Origin of the sequence: Maribellus sediminis (assembly GCF_011799805.1) — a bacterium.
Taxonomy (GTDB): domain Bacteria; phylum Bacteroidota; class Bacteroidia; order Bacteroidales; family Prolixibacteraceae; genus Draconibacterium; species Draconibacterium sediminis_A.
Genome location: NZ_WXUB01000006.1, coordinates 201,738 through 221,045 on the forward strand (window position 1 = coordinate 201,738; position 19,308 = coordinate 221,045).

10 protein-coding genes are annotated in these 19,308 nt (G+C 44.0%); 1 reads left to right on the forward strand and 9 read right to left on the reverse strand.

From position 1 onward, the window contains the following. Nucleotides 1-3: 3 nt before the first annotated feature. Entirely contained in the window at nt 4-525 is a 522-nt protein-coding gene (locus HFD85_RS19805; protein WP_167613757.1) for a DUF1858 domain-containing protein, read from the forward strand. A 170-nt stretch (nt 526-695) separates the two neighbouring features. On the opposite strand, the gene HFD85_RS19810 is transcribed toward HFD85_RS19805, so the two are convergent. The 9 genes from HFD85_RS19810 to HFD85_RS19850 all read right to left on the reverse strand — a co-directional run bounded on the left by HFD85_RS19810 (nt 696) and on the right by HFD85_RS19850 (nt 19,186). Beyond that, nucleotides 696-2,207 carry a DUF4301 family protein gene (locus tag HFD85_RS19810; protein WP_167613759.1) on the reverse strand — a complete coding sequence of 504 codons (1,512 nt, stop codon included), beginning with the start codon at nt 2,205-2,207 and terminating at the stop codon, nt 696-698. A 64-nt stretch (nt 2,208-2,271) separates the two neighbouring features. Continuing rightward, nucleotides 2,272-5,067 (reverse strand): glycosyl hydrolase, encoded by a 2,796-nt coding sequence (locus HFD85_RS19815; protein WP_167613761.1) that lies wholly within the window; start codon nt 5,065-5,067, stop codon nt 2,272-2,274. A 2-nt stretch (nt 5,068-5,069) separates the two neighbouring features. Next, entirely contained in the window at nt 5,070-6,188 is a 1,119-nt protein-coding gene (locus HFD85_RS19820) for a glycoside hydrolase family 88/105 protein (RefSeq protein ID WP_240925082.1), read from the reverse strand. A 17-nt stretch (nt 6,189-6,205) separates the two neighbouring features. Continuing rightward, the gene (locus tag HFD85_RS19825) at nt 6,206-8,008 is read right to left on the reverse strand and encodes a rhamnogalacturonan lyase family protein (protein WP_167613763.1); all 1,803 of its coding nucleotides are present in this window, start codon (nt 8,006-8,008) and stop codon (nt 6,206-6,208) included. A gap of 56 nt (nt 8,009-8,064) precedes the next feature. After that, a complete protein-coding gene (locus tag HFD85_RS19830) occupies nt 8,065-9,567 on the reverse strand; it encodes a rhamnogalacturonan acetylesterase (protein ID WP_167613765.1) in 1,503 nt (500 codons plus the stop codon). A gap of 28 nt (nt 9,568-9,595) precedes the next feature. Beyond that, nucleotides 9,596-12,505, reverse strand: coding sequence for a glycoside hydrolase family 2 protein (locus tag HFD85_RS19835; RefSeq protein ID WP_167613767.1), 2,910 nt, complete (start codon nt 12,503-12,505; stop codon nt 9,596-9,598). A gap of 21 nt (nt 12,506-12,526) precedes the next feature. Continuing rightward, nucleotides 12,527-14,419 carry a glycoside hydrolase family 28 protein gene (locus HFD85_RS19840; RefSeq protein WP_206082038.1) on the reverse strand — a complete coding sequence of 631 codons (1,893 nt, stop codon included), beginning with the start codon at nt 14,417-14,419 and terminating at the stop codon, nt 12,527-12,529. 113 nt (nt 14,420-14,532) lie between these two features. Beyond that, a complete protein-coding gene (locus HFD85_RS19845; RefSeq protein ID WP_206082039.1) occupies nt 14,533-17,145 on the reverse strand; it encodes a glycoside hydrolase family 88 protein in 2,613 nt (870 codons plus the stop codon). Between the two features lie 568 nt (nt 17,146-17,713). Continuing rightward, entirely contained in the window at nt 17,714-19,186 is a 1,473-nt protein-coding gene (locus HFD85_RS19850) for a glycoside hydrolase family 28 protein (RefSeq protein WP_167613769.1), read from the reverse strand. Nucleotides 19,187-19,308 lie beyond the last annotated feature (122 nt).

Sequence of the window (19,308 nt, forward strand, 5' to 3'; positions counted from 1 at the left end):
AAAATGGAAGCTAAAGAGATACTTATCATCACACCAAAAACAAAGGTGCTGCAATTGATTGAGGCCTATCCACAACTGGAGGATGTGTTAATCGATTATGTTCCGGCATTCAAAAAACTGAAGAATCCGGTTCTGCGAAAAACGGTCGCCAAAATCGCTACACTGCAACAAGCAGCTGCGGTTGGTGGCGTAAAAGTTGAAGATTTAATCAACGTTCTGCGTAAAGAAGTGGGACAGGATATTCTTTCGCAGGAAAGCGGTAGCAACTATAATACTATTGTTCCGGGGTGGTTTATTGAAGAAAAAGTCGTTCAGGAGTTGGATGTTCGGGAAATGCTGGCAGCAGGAGAACATCCGGTTAACCAGGTTATCGCCGACCTGAGGCGTTTGCCCGACAACAAAATCTATAAACTAATAGCTCCTTTTGTGCCGGCTCCATTGATCGACAAAGCCAGTAGTCTGGGATTTGACCACTGGGTAAAACAGGAAAATCAAGAACTGTTTTTGGTGTACTTTTATAAGTAAAAACGAATGTTGTGATTACACCATTCTTACTGTCTCGTCACATCCTTCCTTACAATTATACAACTAACCTAAGTCGATTCAATTTATACACGTAGAATCCGGTTACATGCTGTAAATACGATTATTACCTTATTAACCCAAAATCAAATGTTACGAACCGGTGCCGCCAATTATCCCTGATGTTCTTTCTTTAAAAGATCGAGAACGGTTTTTACTGGATTAAAGGTAGTTATCGGTACTTCTACAAATACGGTATTCCAGTCGCTCATGGCGCCGTTCCATAAACCGGGTAGTTCCATCGCTTTTAAGACTTTTCCGCCTGCTGATTTTTCGGCAATAAATCCGGTATCGGGATCACGAAACTGCAGCAAATCAAACGGCTCTCCCTTGTAGTTTTTTACGCCACAAACAAGGTCAGTAATATTGGCATAACACGAGGCATTCAAAATAGCAACCTGATCTGCCTTTTCAAGATTTACCTGTGCTGTTTCCACCAGTTGCAGGGTTTGCGTTCCATCATTGTGGCTTACCCAAAACGGGCCGCCACCTGTACCCGAGCTCTCAACAACGCCGCAAATACGAATCGGCCGGTTCAGTATCTTAAACAATAATTCAAGCTTCTCCTCCGATGTTTTTTTCGTAAATGAATCCGGCAGTTTATAACCTAATTTTTCTGAAAGAAACACACTAATCTCGTATTCAAGCTCCTCTTCAGGTTCGGTAAAATTTTCGAGTTGATTACAGTATTCAAAAACCTTGTTTTGAAGGTCAACCAAAATTCCGCCCAGCGCTTTTTTATAATCGACGGTGTCTTTTATGAGCCATTGTGCCGCCACATTATCAACATTCTTGATGAAAACAATGTCGCCTTCAATAGCATCGAGGTTCTTCAGCAAAGCTCCATGACCTCCCGGACGAAAAAGTAGTTCACCATTTTCTTTGCGAAACGGAACGTTATTCAAGTCCACTGCCAGTGTATCTGTAGCTTTATCCTGAACCGAATAAGATATATCATAGGTTTTATCGAATTCTGACTCATAAACCGGTTTTACCCTGGCAATGTGTGCCTTAATCAAATCCATATGTTCGGCTGAAACCGTAAAATGAAGCTTCACTACTCCATTTTCATCCGCTGCATAAGCAGCCCCTTCAACCAAATGCTCGTCAATTGCTTTGGTTACTTTCCCGGCTTCGTATCTATGAAAGGCTAAAAGCGCTTTAGGCAAAAAACCATAGTTCAAACCATTCTCGGTCAGCAAAGCTTCAACAACTTTTTTATCTCTCGCTTCAATTGCAAAGTTTGCATCCACACCTAAAACTTCAACCAACTCGTCGTAAAACGCAAAATTCTTTAGTCCGTTAAAAAATTGCTGCACGTCAGAATCTTCAGCCGAAATTGCTCCATCCAGAAAATTGTACAACATCTTGAACATCCGGCTGGCTGCACCGGAAGCCGGCACAAATTTCACCAGTTCATTTTTAATGCCTTGTTTTTCGAATAGGTCGATAAATGCGCCTAATTCTTCCGGACTTAGCTTTTTCAGGCCATTTCCCGGTTCAACCGGAGCAAATAAATTCAAATCGGGGAAGCCGTTTTTAAAGCGGCTTATTTGCTGTTCTACTTCTTCAGGCGAAATTCCAAGTGCTGCTATTTGGTCTAAATCTTTTTGGTTGAAATCCATTGGTTTTTGATTTTGAACTGCAAAAATACAATTTTGAATCACATCCCTTTACGAAAAACCTAAATCACTTAAGAGGATTTAAACTAACCGGCCCCAGTAATCCTGATGGAAGCGGAGACCATTTTGCAGCCGTAAACAGTCCATCCGGACCTACATTCTCGCGCTTGTTAGCCGCAAAGTTTATGTTGTAGAATTTTTTGTAAACCTCCCCGTTTTTATCCATTTCGATAATCCGGTTGGCCATCAGGTTCGACACTTTTACTTCCAGTTCATTCGTCTGTTTTAGACTTTCTGCCTTGATTTCGATGCCATAAACCGGGCCGATTAAAGTCCCTAATTTTTCACCGTTCAGGTATACAGAAGCCGATTCATGCACCTCGCCCAAATCCAAAAGATAGGCTGTTGCTTCTCCGTTCGGCATTTCAAAAGTTGTTTTATAGCTGGCCGTTCCTGAAAATTTCGCCAACTCTTCCGATTGTTCTGTCCAGGATTTTAATTCTGAAGTTTTAAAAGATGCCGGCAGTGTTGGTCCGCCTTTTTCAAAAGCGACTGTCCACTCGCCATTCAAGGCAGATTTTTCACCAGTCGAATTCCGGACAGGATAATCCTCAAGATTAATTACACCGTCGTAGAATTGCAAAATCATGCTTTGCCCCGGCTGTAATTGCAGGTAAACTTCCGTCTGATTTTTATTTTCAGCTGTCATTTTTGCCTTTCCTTTTTCACGGTTCATCGGATTAAACCAGGCTGCACTTTTCCCGGTGCTTTGCAGGCTTATCCATTGATCGACAGGTGCATCGCTCCAGTTGCTGATAAAATAACAGGTTCCCTCTGCGCGATTTACTCTATTAAACCAAAGGCCTGATTCTGCCAGAGCTTCAGGAAAAACATTCACTTTTACCAGCATCTCTTCAACATTCTCACCTACCAGTATTTTTTCATTTTTGGTTTGAATGGCTGCAAGCAAGTTCTGAAATTTCTGCTGACGTTCTTCCATATCAAACATTCCCGGAACGCTTTCCGGTAGTTGATCCTCGAAAATTACTGTCGCTCCTTTTTCTGACAGGTGCACCAGCTTTTCCATTGTTTCCAAAGGAATAAAGGTACAAGCCGGAACTAAGATTGTTTTGTAATTTCCTCCGGGTGCAATTATCGCTTCTCCTTTGTTTTCAAGCTGCTGAATTTGCCTGTCGGAAATATAGTCGTAAGTGTATCCTTTGCTCAAAAGTTGTTCGCTGATTTCTTTGGTCAGGCTTTCGGTGTGCCCTCCAAAATGGCGCAACATTTCTCTTCCCCGTTCCGACCAGGCATCATAGATCGGGAAGTAAAGTAAAACGTCATTATCGGGGGTTGAATGCTGCATAAACGACTGGCAGTTCGCCACGTAATCGTTTAATGCTTTCATATCGGGCCACAAACTGTTGGTGGGTGCAAAATGAACTGCCGCGTAAAACATCCAACCCGGCCACTCAGCATCCTGCGGTGAATAAGGTGTTCCATGATAAACGATATGATTGACACCGTTTGCAAGGTATCGATCGAAATTTTGTTTTGCGTCAGCCAGGTTAGCCCTGAAATGCTCGTTCAGCCAGGTAGCAGCTTCGCAGGCGATCAGCGGCTTGCCACTTACATGACCCGCCGAAGTGGCCATTTTTATCCGCATAGGGTCGGTACCTTCGGTTTCAGGGATATGGCTGGCACTGTACAAATCGAGAATATTTGCCGGCGAACCGTGCGCCTGGTTACGTATTATTGCACAGTGCGATTCTGACCATTCAGCCCAAACCCTGGTGAATTTCTCCAACAGCAAGTCTGAGATCGTCTCACGGTAATCGCACAACACACGGTTATTTGTTTCCTGGTCGGTTTCACCAAACAAAGCAGGCAGGTACTTTTTCAGGTCGTAGCCCCGGCGCGTTTCAAATTCTTCAAAAAACAGTGGTGTCCAGTCGGCCTGACCTGATGCATCGTCTACTTCATATGAATCGTTAAAAAACGCTCTTAACCCCGACAGGTCAATATTTCCGGCGTTATCGTCAAAGTCTTTTAGAAAGCTTCTTGTCGCTTCTTCCGAAAAATGGTCAATCACATTTCCTTCTCCCCCGTCGCCGGCACGTTCCACCATTTTCCCGTGCCAACCTTCAAACAGTGCATACAACTGCCAGTTCCCTTCAGGAGCTTCCCAGTTAAGTATTCCGTTTTCATCTACCTTGTCAGTCAATTCCAGACTTTCTCCATTTTCGTTGTAGGCCATTAAAGTCTGCAGTGGCAGCGGTTTTTCAAAACGTACCTGATCGAGCGCCAACTCGCGCAGGTTGGTATTGCTGCTGATCGGGAATTTCACCTCCGAAATATCCACCCGGTGACCAACTGCCCTAACCAGTGGTCGTTGAATAAATTCAATTTTTTCATTTAGTCGTTCGCCACCTTTTAATGAATACGTTTTGTATTGAACATTTTTACAAGCCTCATCGGCACCTATCCACGGACCACCAAACGGCCAGCCTGATGCATTGGCCAGGTCAATCCCAAGATCGAGCCGCTTCCCTTCCTGCAGTGTAAACTCAAACGCTTTCATCCAATCTGCCGACTGAAATTTCAGCGCTTCGTTTTCGTGGCCTTTTACCCCGTAAATGGGTGTTATTTCCAAACCGCCAAAACCGGCTTCTTCCAGGGCTTCCATATTTGCTGTCAGATCTTTTGAATTAACAGCACTATCGTGCCACCACCAACGTGTCCATGGTTTGGTTTGGTTTGTTATTTCGGGCCAGTCAGCTGATGCTGTCTTTTGTTTCGAATCAGTACATGACTGACCAATAAATAGAAATGCGAGTAGTATAAGTAGATGAATTCTGTTCATGATTATTGCAATTTATAAACTTCGGAACCTGCGAGTAAAAAACATCCCAAACCGTAATCTTCAAAATCTGGTTTGCTGGTGTAAGTCACAGGCTGGCCGTCTTTGGGTTCTTTTCCGGTTCCCTGCACATAGCCTAAATATCCGTTATCATGAACTGCTTCATTCGCCAAAGCATTCCAGCCTTTAGTAATCGCAGGAAGATATGTTTTTGATTTAAGAATACCTCTATTCACACCCCAGGCCATGCCATAAATAAATAAAGCAGTTCCGGTAGTTTCCTTTCCTCCAAAGTGACCGGGATCGTGTAAACTCACGTTCCAGAATCCGTCTTCGCGTTGAAGCGGCAACAAAGCTTTCATCATTTCTTTGTAGGTTTTCAGGTATTCTTTTTGGTGCGGATCATCTTCGGGTAAAATATCCATTACACGGACAAGTGCAGCTACCACCCAACCATTTCCACGGCTCCAGTAACAATCCTCGCCATTGGGCTCTTTGTAAGGCGGCAGAAAGTCGGCATCGCGCCACCATAAACCGTCTTTTTTATTGTAAAGGCCCTGTGTTACCTTAGTATCCATGTACATTTCGTACATTCTTTCCGAATATTTTTTATCACCTGTAATTACTGCCAGTTTAGCAAAAACAGGCATTGCCATTTGCAGGGCATCAATCCAGTTCCAGTCGTCGATTTTATCGGTCGCCAGCATCCCGTCAACCGATGTCTGAATATCTTTAATTATTTCCGGTTTCGGATCGATTTGATAAATAGCAAGATACGTTTGCCCTGCACACTGGTTATCGGCATGTCGTGTTTGATTTCCATTTCGCAGGCCCCACTTGTGCGCCTGCCCCCAGTCCATTGCATATTGGAGGTACGCTTTATCCGGCTTAATCGAATACAAAGCAATTAATCCTTCGTAATAAACCCCACGCGTCCAAAGGTTACTCGGTCGTTCCCTGTTTGTAATTACATTCACTCCCGGGTCCGGCCATTTCTTCATCAGGTAGGCGTTAGTCAGCACCATCTTATCAATAACTTCCTGTTTTGAAGGCAGTTGTTGTGCCACTGACAAGAATGACAATGCAAGCATACAGCATATCAGAAAATTAAGTTTGATTTTCATTCGTTTATAGTTTTTAATTATTCTCCTAAATAGTAGCTGGTTACAGGTGGCTGAAAATAGCCCATCGACCGGTGTACAACATCGGAACGATAGAGCGGATCCTGCATCAGGCAAGTGCGCCGATCGGAAGCCGCAATAGTTGTTGAGTAAACCCTGAGTTCTCCCGGCAAAACAGTAACTAGCTCTTCACGCCAGTCGCCATATATATCCGCCATCATCATGATCGCTCCCTGAATTTGGGTTGTTAAAGTATCTGTTGGATATTTTACAATAGAAAGGCCACGAGAGCTCCTCCTTCCAAAACCCGATCCTTCGATGGATTCACGAAGCTTGTCGGCATCCCAGAAAATCCAGTTCGTGCATTGCGGTACACCCAGGTTACGGGCCAAATATTCGCCCGATGCCGATAACATATACTTATCGCGAAGCCCGGCTTTTGAATCTTCAGAGGCAAAACATTCCAATCCCGGAATTTCGGGCATAATGTCTGCAACCATTCCGTTGCCAACATGACGGGTGTAGTGATTGATGTTCCAGATCTGTTCACCGGTAGCGGCGTCAACCATGGAAACTCCCGCCGTATCGTGCCATACTTCATTGGCAAAGAATATTTCCATTCCCGGTCGATTCGGATCGATATCGGTAACAAAACATTTGTCGGAATGACCAACGCCGGCAGAGAACAGAAGTGTTCCATCGTCGTCGATTACAGCAGAACCCAACACAATTTCATCCCTGCCATCTTTATCCACATCAACAGTATGCAAGCTGTGTGCACCCTGCGAACGAATCACCGGATTTTCCTCATCGCCATCCCAACGCCATAATTTCTCCAACTTGTTACCTTTCAATTGGTATGCATCTACCATCATTAAACGGTAGGTTCCGCGGGCAACAAGTAAAGCCGGAGTTTTTCCATCGAGGTAAGCCATTCCCATCTGGTTACGGTTATTGCGGTTGTAACGGCCAAAACGGGGATTGCGGGCCGGCCAGTCAACACGGTCGATCTCTTCACCTGTCATTCCATCAAGTACCGAACAATACTCGGGACCATCGAAAACACGTCCGTCTTCGTCTCTGTAATCCGCATCGGTTGGTGCGCTTTTTAGTGCTACTTCCGCTTTTCCGTCACCATTGAAATCATATACAACAAAGGGCGAATACCAGATTCCTTGCTCAATATTCCACCCCAGGTCTTTGCGCCATAAAAATGTTCCGTCGCTTAAATACGCTTCCAGTTTAAATGTGTCGGGGCTTTTTCGCCAAACCCCGGGATCGACTCTCCCACCCGGCTGTTTAATCACAAAATCATATTCTCCGTCTCCATTCAGGTCTCCAACAGCCACCCGGTCGGGCATATATTCTCCCTGAAAAGGTATAGTTTTGTAGGACAAATTACTGACTTTTGCGACTTTCGAAGGTTCATCTGTTCCTACTGCCGTAACATAAAACTGAGAAGTAGTGTCAGCGTTGTCAACAAAAAAATCAGTGGTCGAAATAAGTGGTTCCGAATTTATTTTGCGGGCTTGTTGTCCATCCTTTTTCTCATAAATATCGAAAGCAACATTTTCGGCATCAGTATTCAACAAACGCCAGCTTAAATAAATGCCATCGTTGACTTTAAATGCTACCAGTCCCCGGTCTATTTTTTCAGAGATCCTGGTTTCGGCCCAGCCTTTAACTTTGGGTTTTGGAACATGATTGGGTTGCAATACGGCATAATTATACAACCGCTCGCGCGCATCCTGGGCTTTCGAATTATACGAAACGGTCAACGTAACTACTACTATCAGCATCATCAACCGGAATCTTTTATTCATTTCAAGCGCTTTCATATTCTCCTGGGTTTTGAAGATGGACAATGCCATCTAATTTCTTATTTCAAATATCTTCTTAGCGAACATGTTCGAAGCTTACGAACTTCTTCAGCAAGTGTTTTTGCATTGAATTTTGCCCCATCGGCATTGGTATGCGTATGATCGCCCGGGAAAAAAGCCTTCACTTTCTCCGGTCCCATTTGCTCGTATTTATCTGCAACCACATTGTTCAGGTCGATAAAAAATGCTTCGTTTTTCTCAGCCGCTTCCTTGGCCCAGCCACCGTAACTATCGTCCACACGTTCCACTTTTCCATCGTGCCAGATGTTTCTTGGGATCATCGAGACCACAATCACCGAAACGCCTTTTTCTTTTGCCTGCGTTATATACGTTGTCATGTACCAGCCGTAGGTATGAACAGTTTCAGGAATGGAGTCGTTTCTGAGTATCTCCTGCGTCTCGTCTCCCATTCCTTTTAGCGAGCCACGGTATTTGGCTTTATCGATATTTCCGCCATCGTTGTGTCCAAACTGAATCAGCAGGAAATCGCCTTCATTCAATTGCGCAAGTACTTCGTCCCAAAGTCCTTCGTACATATAGGTGCGGCTACTTCTGCCTCCACGGGCTTTGTTGATCACTTCAATGCGGCTGGTATCCAAAAATGCCCCCAACTCGCGTCCCCAGCCAATAATGTTGTCTTTTCCATTGGCAACCGTTGAGTCGCCAATGATGAATACTTTCTTTTTTACCGGGAAAGAGATTTTTGGATTCTCCAACAAATAATTTTTCAACTTGCATTTGTCCAATTCTTTCAATCCTTCAACAATTAGTGAGGCTGCCAGAACAGCTCCTTTTGCAGAGGTATGTGTATGGTCGCGGCTAAAAAACAGGACTTCGGTAACGTTCTCCTCGCCACGCTGTTCCATTCTCGAGGCCATTTTTTCATTCAGATCGATAAAAAAAGCACCTTCTTCTTCGGCAACTGTTTTAGCCCATCCGCCATAGGAATCCTTGTTGCGCGGTACTTTTCCATCTTTCCAGTTGTTTCGCGGAATGGGTGACATAACAACCGGAATCGCTCCTTTTTCTTTCGCCTCCCTTATAAATTGCCGCATGTACCAACCATAGGTATGAACGATTTCATGTTTACCGATGAGCAGGTTATCAATCTCCTCGGTTTCATCGCCTGTTCCCTGTATCGTGCCACGAGCACGGATAGTATCGTTTACAGGACCTGCATCGTTGTGGCCGAACTGCATCAGAACATAATCACCGGGTTTGAGTTTATCGAGAACTGGCTGCCACAAACCCTTGTCGCGGTAGGTCCGGCTGCTGGTTCCGCCAAGTGCGTGATTTTCGAGATTGATTGTGGCAGTATCGAAATACTGAACCAGTGGATCGCCCCAGCCCCACAAACCACCGGCACCGTCGCCTTGTCCGTTTTTAACAGTTGAATCGCCAATGGTATAAATGGTTATCTTTTTATTGTCCTCCCTCTTACTCTGACAAGCAAAAAACAGAGCTATAACAATTATAACGGCGGCTATTTTCCTTAATCTCATTCCACTTAATTATTTATTCGTTAACGAATTACTGAAGTAATCCAAAATAAAAATACAAAGTACGTTTTACCGGTTCTTCCATCACATTCAGCTTTCCTTCGGGACCAAGGTTCCAGGTATCGTTGCTGATGCCCATTGCCAGTTTGGTTCCAACCGGCGGAATTCCGTCCAGGAAGGAAATGTTTCCGGCAGGCAGTTCCGGGTAATTTTTTGGACCTGAGATTCCCCAGAAATCAAAAAGTCGTACAAAAAGATCATCTTCCTGCGCCACCATGGTGAATTTTCCATCCACTGTATTGAATTCCATCCACGACACATCGGCAAAATAACCTTTAAACTGCGGATAATCCCAGGTATTTGTGCCCGGCAAAACATTGTTATACAAGCGTTCGAACACATCAAGCGTACCACCTTTCGAGCGGTTTTTCCATACGTGCGACGGTCCATCACCCAGCCATTTCGCGCCGATCACATCGGACTCCGGGAAATCGAAACTGATTCCGGTAAAATACTGTTCGCCTTCCACCTGGTATTCATAATCCAGCTGCAGCCAGCCGCTGTTGTACATGGTCCATTTTACAAATTTCAAATCGCCATCGTATGTGAAAAGAAGTTCGTAACCATCGTCTTTACCGGTTTTTGAAACATCAGTCAGTTTTGATTCGCCACTCACCAATACCGGTCCGTTATTCAGCGGAATCGGTAATCCAAAATCGTTAAAGATTTTTAAGATCGTTCCGTTTTCTTTGCTGAAAACAACAGTTATTCCGGAAGCTTTTAATGAAATACTTTCGTCATTTTCTTTCTCTTCAACTTCAGAACTGATCGAAGTGTCGCCTTTTTTAGCGCTAATGGGTAGAATATTGTCTTCTTCAATACCCTGTGCTTTTAGCTTTTTCAGTTGCTCCTGCTCCTCATCTGAAAGGCTTTTCTCAACCAAACCAAGGACCTGATTGGTGTTTTCGTTTGTTTTCCAGCTCCAGCAAAAAATTTCGTCGCCGGCCGGATCAACTGCACGTAGATAAAGTGCATCGTAATTTTTATAGTTTGAAGGAAGTTCAACCTTTAATTCCCCTTTTTGTCCCGGTGCAACATCGGGGCTTTGGATCGTTTCTGATTTCATCACCTTATGTCCGGCACCGCGCTGTTGCGGCCACATAAACGAAACCAGTTCCCAGGTAAATCTAATTTTGTTAAGGTTGGTAAAATGATAACGGTTTTCAAGTTCGATGGTACCATCAAAATCATCCGGAAGCTTTTCCATGAAAATTTTAACCGGCGAGTAAATCTCTCGCATGGCATAAAAGCTGCCTTCCTTTTCGCGGTGTGGCCCCAAAACTCCATCGGGAGCATTCACACGGTTCACATCGATGATATTGTTCAAATCGGTTCGTACGATTCCTTCATCGGAAAATACCCAGGTAAATCCACCTGCTGATCGCTCCGATTTCCAGAATAACTCCCAGATATCGCTCAATCCGGCTGCCCCACCACCATCGTCCTGGGAATGCAGGAATTCGGTGGGCATGTAGATCAAACCTCCATTGAGTATTTTTTCTGAGCTGTAATAGTTCTCGTAGTGGTTGCAATCGATGCCGTTAAAATCATTTCCCGGGCGGTGATGTGCATGAATAACCGGGCGTTTCGACGGATCGTAAATACCATAATCGTCGTCGAGTTCTTTGTTGGTACCTCCTTCGTTTCCGTTGCTCCAGAAAATAATGGACGGATGATTTACATCGCGGATCACCATTTCGCGCACCAGCTTTTCTCCCGACTCAGTATCGTAAGAATTTTGCCAGCCGGCCAGTTCATCCAGCACATACAGGCCCAGTGAATCGCACAGATCAAGGAACGACTGATCGGGTGGATAATGCGAACAACGAACGGCATTCATGTTCATTTCCTTGATTAGTTTTACATCCTGAAGATCGAGCGAAGGATTAACACATCTGCCGGTTTCGGGCCAGAAAACGTGCCGGTTGATGCCCTTCATTTTGATTTTTACACCATTCAGATAAACTCCGTCGCCCTGACGTATTTCGATGGTTCGGAAACCAAATTTCTGCGAAAGTTCAAACACCGAATTTCTCCCGTTTTCTAGTTGAACTTTTGCGCTGTACAAATTTGGAGTTTCGGCCGTCCATTGTTTAGGATCGTCCACTTTGCACGACATGCGCACCAGCGAATCGCCCTTGTTTACAACTGCTTCACAGGTCTCAACTACATTTCCTGCAGCATCCAGAATTTGAGCCTTTATGGTTTGCTTCTTATTTATTCCAAACGCGAAGACATCCATTTCGAAGGTTCCGTCGGCTTGGGCGTTGATGGCTACACGATCGATGCTTTGTTGCGGAATCGCCTCGAGGTAAACCGGTCTGAAAATCCCTCCAAAAATCCAGTAGTCGGCATAGCGTTCGGCACGATTTACTGATTGATTGGCCGACCACTTATTCACTGTTACTTCAAGAACATTCTTTTCCCCGAAATTCAGTTTATCGGAAATATCGTAGCGGAAACGGTAAAAAGATCCCTGGTGAAGCGGACCAGCCAGTTGACCGTTGATTTTCACCTCGGTATCGGTCATTGAGCCTTCAAAAACGATAAAAACCGCCTTGTTTTTCCAGTCCCCCGGCACCTCGAAATTGTGTTTATACTTTCCGCTCTCTTCTGAAAACCTGAATTTTTTACCATAGGTTCGGTAATCGCGACCGTAATCGTATTCACCAAATCCCTGTTGTTCCCAATGCGAGGGCACTTCAATTGAGGACCAGAATCCACTGTTTCTGCCTGCGGTGCAAAAGAAATCCCAGGTTACGGTGTTCTCATTATCGGTCCCCGACAGGTACTGTATCTGCTTTGTCTCGGGTTGTGCTTCTCCGTGAAAAGCAATCAAACTAAAAAAAAGTACTGCCAGTATTAATCGAATCCTAGTCATAGTCAAGATGGTTTTTAAAATTTAGTTAAGCTGTAAAATAAAGGATTTTCCTTTTTTATCAATCGTAATCTGCTGCCGGTCGTTGTCGTATTTCCACGAATCGGCTCCTTCAATGTTTTCGGGTTTCTTGTCGTAGTTAACACTAAAAGTGTAGCGGTGTTCCTTCTGCCCTTTTATTTCGATCGTTCTGCCGCTGTTTGTAACAGCAACTTCCACCGGAGTGTAGTAGAATCCATCACCAAGGGGCTCATAATAGCTCAGGGCTGCATCCTCATTTTTTAATACATACACCTGTATATTTTCTGAAAACTCCGTGGTATCGCCATTAGCCAGTGCCTGATTTGCGCTTGGATTAACGGGGATAATAACCACATCGGCATTTTTATTGATACTACCAATCTGTTCATCCAAAGTCAACTCCCTTTTTTCTTCCGGTTGTGGCTTTTCAGTTTTCACGATTTCAGGTTGCTCAATATTTTCACAATTCTTTAATTCAACAGGCTTTCCGGTTCCGCTTTTCAACAGAACATTCTCCATGGTCCAGTTACTGGCATAGGTCAACTTTCCGCTTTCTTTGGCTTCAACAGAAACGTTTTTCCAATGGATATCATGAATCGGTTTTTCGGGATAGGCATTGGCATAAAAAGCCCGTTCGGCATTCTCCACTTTTATGTCGCTCAGCGTAATATTTCTGAATTCAGGAATGCCTTTCTCTTCAGGTTCTACGCGCTGGCTCAGTACCCGCCACCGGTCTTTAATTTCTTCTTCAGGAATATTATCGGGAATGGTGCAATAACTGTATTCAGGGTACCAATTCAGTTCGAAATGAAAAGGATTCGCCACATCTTTCATTTCAATGTCGTGGAAATAGATGTTCTCGATCAATCCGCCGCGTACTTTTGCCGATTTAAAACGGATGCCAATATTGGTTCCAATGGCTTTCAATCCATAAACCTCGATGTTTCGCATTCCTCCTGATGTTTCGCTACCAAGCGTGATTAAGCCGTGGCCTGAGCGTGTAATACAGTTGCGGTAAACTATGTTTTCTGCCGGGCGGTTAACGCGTAGTCCATCGGCATCTTTCCCTGCTTTTATACACAGGTTATCATCGTTGCAATCAATGTCGCAGTTTTCCACCAAAATATCTTTCGACGAGTCGGTATCGATCCCGTCGGAACTTGGTCCGTGGCCTCCAATATTGTTGCGTACAATCACGCCGTCAACATGAACCCTTGTACTATATGTCAGTGAAACGGTCCAGAACCCAGCGCGTTTAACTGTAAAATCTTTTAGCAACACATCTTCCGATTCCCAAATAACCACCGGGCGCACGCGTTCGCAATCGTAATCCACGGCCCAGCGAATGCCTTTGTCTTTGTATTCGCCCCACATTCCGCCGGTATATTTCGGATCGCCCCAAAATTTATCCCACCAGTATTTTCCATTGCCATCGATCACGCCTTTACCGGTAATACGTACATTGCTTTCGTCGTAAACATTGATAAGCGCTGCCGGCCATTTCATTTCAATTCCTGCAATGCGGGTCCATAATCTCGGATATTCGTTGTTATCCTGGACAGCCTGAATTACCACACCTTCACCGATGTTCAATTCTACATTCGATTTGACGAAAAGGGCCCCCGACAAATAAGTTCCTGCCGGAAAAATAACTTTACCTCCGCCTGCGTCTGCAGCGGCATCAATTGTCTTTTGAATGGCTTCGGTTGTCAATGTTTTCCCGTCGGCAACCGCACCAAAATCTGCCACATTGAAAACGGCATCAGGAGTTTTCGCAAAAGAATCGCTGTAAAATATTGCTTCAAGTCGTTGTACCAGTTCACTTTTCTTTTCGGTAGAACATGAAAACAACAAGCCGACCAGCATAATTGAAAGAAATAGTTTGTGTTTATTCATACTATTAAAATTGTTTGTTCTCAAAGGTATAGTATGGAACTCGCATGTATTTTATTATCCTTTGGGGCATAACTATTTTACATGCTTGTTTCATAAGTTAAGTTTTTACAAAATTAGTTACCGTCCGGTTTTAGCAACTCAAGTGACGGACTATCGGGCCACAAGAAACTTTCAAACGGATCGGGTTCTGAGGGATCAAATTTACCAAAATCATCTAAAACATATTTTTCCATATCCGGATTCTGGCTTAAAATTCCCTGCACCACACATTTCGCAAGTTCATAAGCTCCGTATGGATTGAAGTGCGTATTGTCGGCCAAAGGTTCTGTTTGGTTTGGAAATGTGTTGGCAGGATAATGCACAAAAGCCTTTTTCGAGCCCTCAACACCTAACGCTTCGTAAAAATCCTTACTCATTGCATTTAAGTCGATTAACGGAACATTTTCTTCTTTTGCCAGTTGTCGCATGGCATCAGGATACGCTTCAAGTGTATTCTCTATTTTTCCTTCAGCATCAAATTTTCGCCGGTTTGTTGAGGTCACCAAAACAGGTTTACCACCCCTCTTTCTCGCTTCGTTAATAAAGTACATTAATTCTTCCTGGTAAGTCGAAAAAGGATCAACATGATTTCCCCCCGGTTTCTGATCGTTATGCGCAAATTCCATAAACAGGTAATCGCCCGGCTTCATCACGCTCAGAATTTTCTTCAGGCGATTTTCTCTTCTGAATGCTTTTAGTGTTTCACCTGATTCAGCATAATTAGCAACAACAATTTCAGGTTTCAGAAAACGCGGAAACATTTGTCCCCACGAAGCCCAGGGCTCGTTTTCCTGATCGGTTACCGTTGAGTTACCCGCCAGAAAAATTACCGGCAAGTCATCGGCTTTTTCAATTTGAATAGATCGAACGGAAGGATTTTTGCCATTAAATTCCAAACTCAAACTTTTATCCCAATTCTTATAAGGCAACTCCCGCGATTTTAGCCGAATACTTTCAGTTGCATTTATTTGGGGCGAACGCACATCCACAACCATTGTTTTTGTAAGCGTTTCACCTTTATCAATTTCAATATTTTCAAGCATCAAACGACGTGATTCAGCTTTTACGGTGATTGCCGATTCATCGTCGGAGCTACCAAGTGCAAGGGTAATTTTGTATCGCCCCTCGGGAAGGTCGAGCTGAAAATAAAAGGGTGCTTCCGAACTTAATCCGTCACTCAAAAGTTCATCGTCAATGTTTTTTTGTTCGAAGGAATTGATTTCTCCAAAAGAAACGATTCCAAAACCTGTTTTATCCGAGTAGATCGTCTCAGTAGTAACCTGTGTGAATCCTTGTTTAACTTTTCCTTTTCCAAAATCGAAGTTCCAGGATTGAGACTTGGTTTCCTTATACAGCATGGTAGCGCTGTCGTTTATACGAATGTCGTTCGAATTTACCAGTTCCATCATTTCGGCTCCGGCCAGTAGAACGGGACCGTAACCATGAGCAGCAAACACGTTTACCGGACGGTAGTAATAGAACGCCGGATCGAAACCCATTCCGGTACCTACGCAGGTTCCTTCCACCTGTCCTTTTTCGTTCACTTTACTGGCCACGGCATTCCAGGCAAGGCACACCATTGGTCCGTAAACCTTAGCATCAACATAGCCACGATTAATCGCCCGGGCTATGGAATAGGTATAAATGGCAGTTGCCGAAGTTTCGAGGTAGCTGTCGTTTCTGTCGATCAGCTGGTGCCAGAAACCGGTTCCATCCTGGTAATTGGCAAGTCCTCGAATGTGCCTCTTCAACAAATCCAATACTTGATCGCGTCCCGGATGATCAGCCGGCAATACTTCCAGTAATTCCACCATCGTCATTACTGCCCAGCCGTTAGCCCGTGCCCAGTGAAACTGCGGGTGCTCCTCCATTTCCTGAATCCAACCATGCATAAACAGGCCTTTATCGTAGTTAAACATGCGTTTCCCGAATTGCAGCACCTGTTTCACCGCATCGTCGAAATACTTGGGATCATCGCTGTAGCTTCCCATTTGAGCCAGGGCCGGAACACTCATAAAGAGGTCATCGAGCCAAATTGAATTGGGCTGTGGCCGGTTACGTGCCAACGTTCCATCTTTCAAACGAAATTCCTTATTGCTGATGTAATCGATGTAATTGTTGATCAGCCAGTCTGTTCCTTCAACTTTTCCGGCTCGCGTTGCCTTTATTATAGCTGCACAAATGGCCCCGCAATCGTCCAAAGCATGCGGGTGAAGCGAACGTTCAAGCTGGAATTTGACATCCGGATTTTCCTTTTCGAATTTGGAAAAGGCTGCCAGTGCTTTCGATAAAAACTCCAGTCGCTCGCTTACATATTCCGAATACTTTTCATCACCGGTTTGTTGGGCAGCTAAAAGCATTCCCGCATAAGTTACACCCCACTCATAACTGTTCAGGCGAAAATCGCCCTGCTTCATAATACTATTCTGATCAGCTTTCGAGAAATCCGAAATCACTTCGCCTGATGTTCGATCAACCAGTTGCGCCGGAGTAACTTCGTCGAGATAAGCGTAAATCCTGGATATTACCTGTTCAATGTCCTTGGTTTGAGGTGCTCCGTAAGCATGCGGATAATCGGGCTGCATGAGATGCAGCGGAGTTGTTACATCATTTACTTTTTGTGCAAAGCCTCTATTCCAGGCCATTGTAACAATAAGGCAGCATAGAATAAGGTAGTTCGTTTTCATAGTTAAAGGTTTTTAGCTAACTAATGCGTATAAAAATAAAGATTCAGGAGTAATAACCCCTGAATCTTTACTAAAACTATCATTTTAATAATCAATAACCCGGATTTTGCATAGATCGATTAATTTTTTGACGATAATTTTCGAATGGTTGTTTTAATCCGTTTACACTGAGAACACGGCTTCGCAATAGCCTGCCTACAGCAATCACAGAGAATATGACTAATCCTTAGTAACGAAACAGAACTTCCTGTTTCAGACTTTTTAAATAGATTCAGTGGTATTCAAAAATGAGACGGATAAAAATTCGGTGACCGGTCAGAGAATGCGGCCTCTCCTTAAGACTCTTATTCGTTACGAAGTGGTATTTCTTCCGGAGCGTGCAGCACAATGAATCAATATTCAAATCGATATCTCAGCGATGATCGGACTGAAAGCAGTAGTGTCGGTTAAGGTTCGGTGCCAGCATTTCGAGCAGAATGACCGTCGGATCTTCTTCAACGTGGCCTCCGTTTCATTTTTTGGGGCTCCAAAATATTCTTTCCCCACGGAACTTCATGGAATTTCCGCTTTATTCGGTTTTTACGTCGGATGACCGATGTGAGAAAACCGGCTCTTTAGCGATTCCCGGCTCTTCAACTTCGAGCGATTTAAAAGAAGCGCCCTTTACATCATCCAGTACAATTGCAGTTCTGTAATCTTCTTTTTCGCAGATCAGTTGAACATTGTCGAATTCAATATTCTGAGCATGCCGAATGTAAAAGCCCCAGGCCGGTAGTTCCTTAAACATCGAAAACTCGGGGTATTTTTCAGCCAGTTCGGGAACCTTATCCAACTCATCGAGCCCAACTTTGGCATACAGCGGATTACCACCTCCCGGATAATGAATTTCTACATTTTCGAGCCGAACATTTTTAATCGCGACATCTGGCATGCCAACAATCGCAGCCGGCGAGATATTTCTGGGCAGATCTTCAACCGGCCCTTCGTAATTGTAACCTGCATCGGGTTTGGTGGCCGGAACTTCAGCATAAACATTCTTAATGCTGATGTTTTCCATCCTCCCCTTTTTCCCCGGTTTGCGTTCGCCAATGCGCAGAAAGATCACATTTCCGGTATGCAGCGATTTCAAACTATCAACTTCAATATTTTCTACAAAACCACCATCGACAGCCGCAAAAGTGATTGCCGAACGGTAGGTGTCGAAAACCGTGTTGTTGATGATGCGGATATTTTTGAATCCTCCGTTTGACGCGGTTCCGAATTTAATACCGTTGGCACTTGTTCTGACGGTATTATTGTGAATAAAAACATTTTGGCAAATATGATCGGCACTGTGCGATTTCAGGCATATTCCGTCGTCGGCTGCATCAAAATATGAATCCCGGACAATAACACTGTCGCAATCCACAATATCAACACCGTCGTTGTTCCAATACGATTTACTGTCGACTGTAATATTTTCGATCAACACATTTGTACACTGATCGTATTGCTGATTCCAACTAGCCGGATCCTTTAAAAAAATCCCACTGATCGTTACGTTCCGGCAACCTTTAAAATAGATATTCTGCGGGCGTATTCCTTCCCTCGGACGATCATACAACAAATCGTTGGGATCTTTAATTACTCCACGGTGAATCATCGACAAAACATTGTTGGCCACTTTATAACCCTGCCCGTCGATAACCCCTTTGCCGGTAATCCCGATGTTTTGCTGATCAAAAGCGAAGATCAACGAAGTCCAGTAGCCGTGCCGATCATAATCAAAAGGATTGGTTGATCCAACAAGAATTGCACCTTCTTCCAACTGGATTGTCACATCCGACTTCAGATAAACCGTTCCGGTGAGGTACCTGCCCACATAAAAAACAAGCCGGCCACCACCATTCTCATGAATGTAATCAATTGCTTTTTGAATGGAACGCGTGTTCAATGTTGTGCCATTGGATTCGATTCCGAAAAATGAAGCTTTATAATCTTTGGCCTGCAAAGCAAAGCCACAAAAAATAAATACGAGCAGAAAACAGATTTTTGGTTTCATAGGTTGTCAGGCTGGTGTTTTGTTTAAACTATTAGAATTCAATAAAATTAGAGGAAGTTATTCTTAAACCAAAACATTTATAATCAGAATATCAAAAACCATAAAAAAGAGCCTTTTCTCTA

Excerpts from the sequence above, each read along its gene's own strand:
- HFD85_RS19850 (WP_167613769.1), bottom strand. The coding sequence starts at position 19,186 with ATGAAACCAAAAATCTGTTTTCTGCTCGTATTTATTTTTTGTGGCTTT.
- HFD85_RS19835 (WP_167613767.1), bottom strand. The coding sequence starts at position 12,505 with ATGACTAGGATTCGATTAATACTGGCAGTACTTTTTTTTAGTTTGATT.
- HFD85_RS19805 (WP_167613757.1), top strand. The coding sequence starts at position 4 with ATGGAAGCTAAAGAGATACTTATCATCACACCAAAAACAAAGGTGCTG.
- HFD85_RS19815 (WP_167613761.1), bottom strand. The coding sequence starts at position 5,067 with ATGAACAGAATTCATCTACTTATACTACTCGCATTTCTATTTATTGGT.
- HFD85_RS19820 (WP_240925082.1), bottom strand. The coding sequence starts at position 6,188 with ATGAAAATCAAACTTAATTTTCTGATATGCTGTATGCTTGCATTGTCA.
- HFD85_RS19825 (WP_167613763.1), bottom strand. The coding sequence starts at position 8,008 with ATGAATAAAAGATTCCGGTTGATGATGCTGATAGTAGTAGTTACGTTG.
- HFD85_RS19830 (WP_167613765.1), bottom strand. The coding sequence starts at position 9,567 with ATGAGATTAAGGAAAATAGCCGCCGTTATAATTGTTATAGCTCTGTTT.
- HFD85_RS19840 (WP_206082038.1), bottom strand. The coding sequence starts at position 14,419 with ATGAATAAACACAAACTATTTCTTTCAATTATGCTGGTCGGCTTGTTG.
- HFD85_RS19845 (WP_206082039.1), bottom strand. The coding sequence starts at position 17,145 with ATGAAAACGAACTACCTTATTCTATGCTGCCTTATTGTTACAATGGCC.
- HFD85_RS19810 (WP_167613759.1), bottom strand. The coding sequence starts at position 2,207 with ATGGATTTCAACCAAAAAGATTTAGACCAAATAGCAGCACTTGGAATT.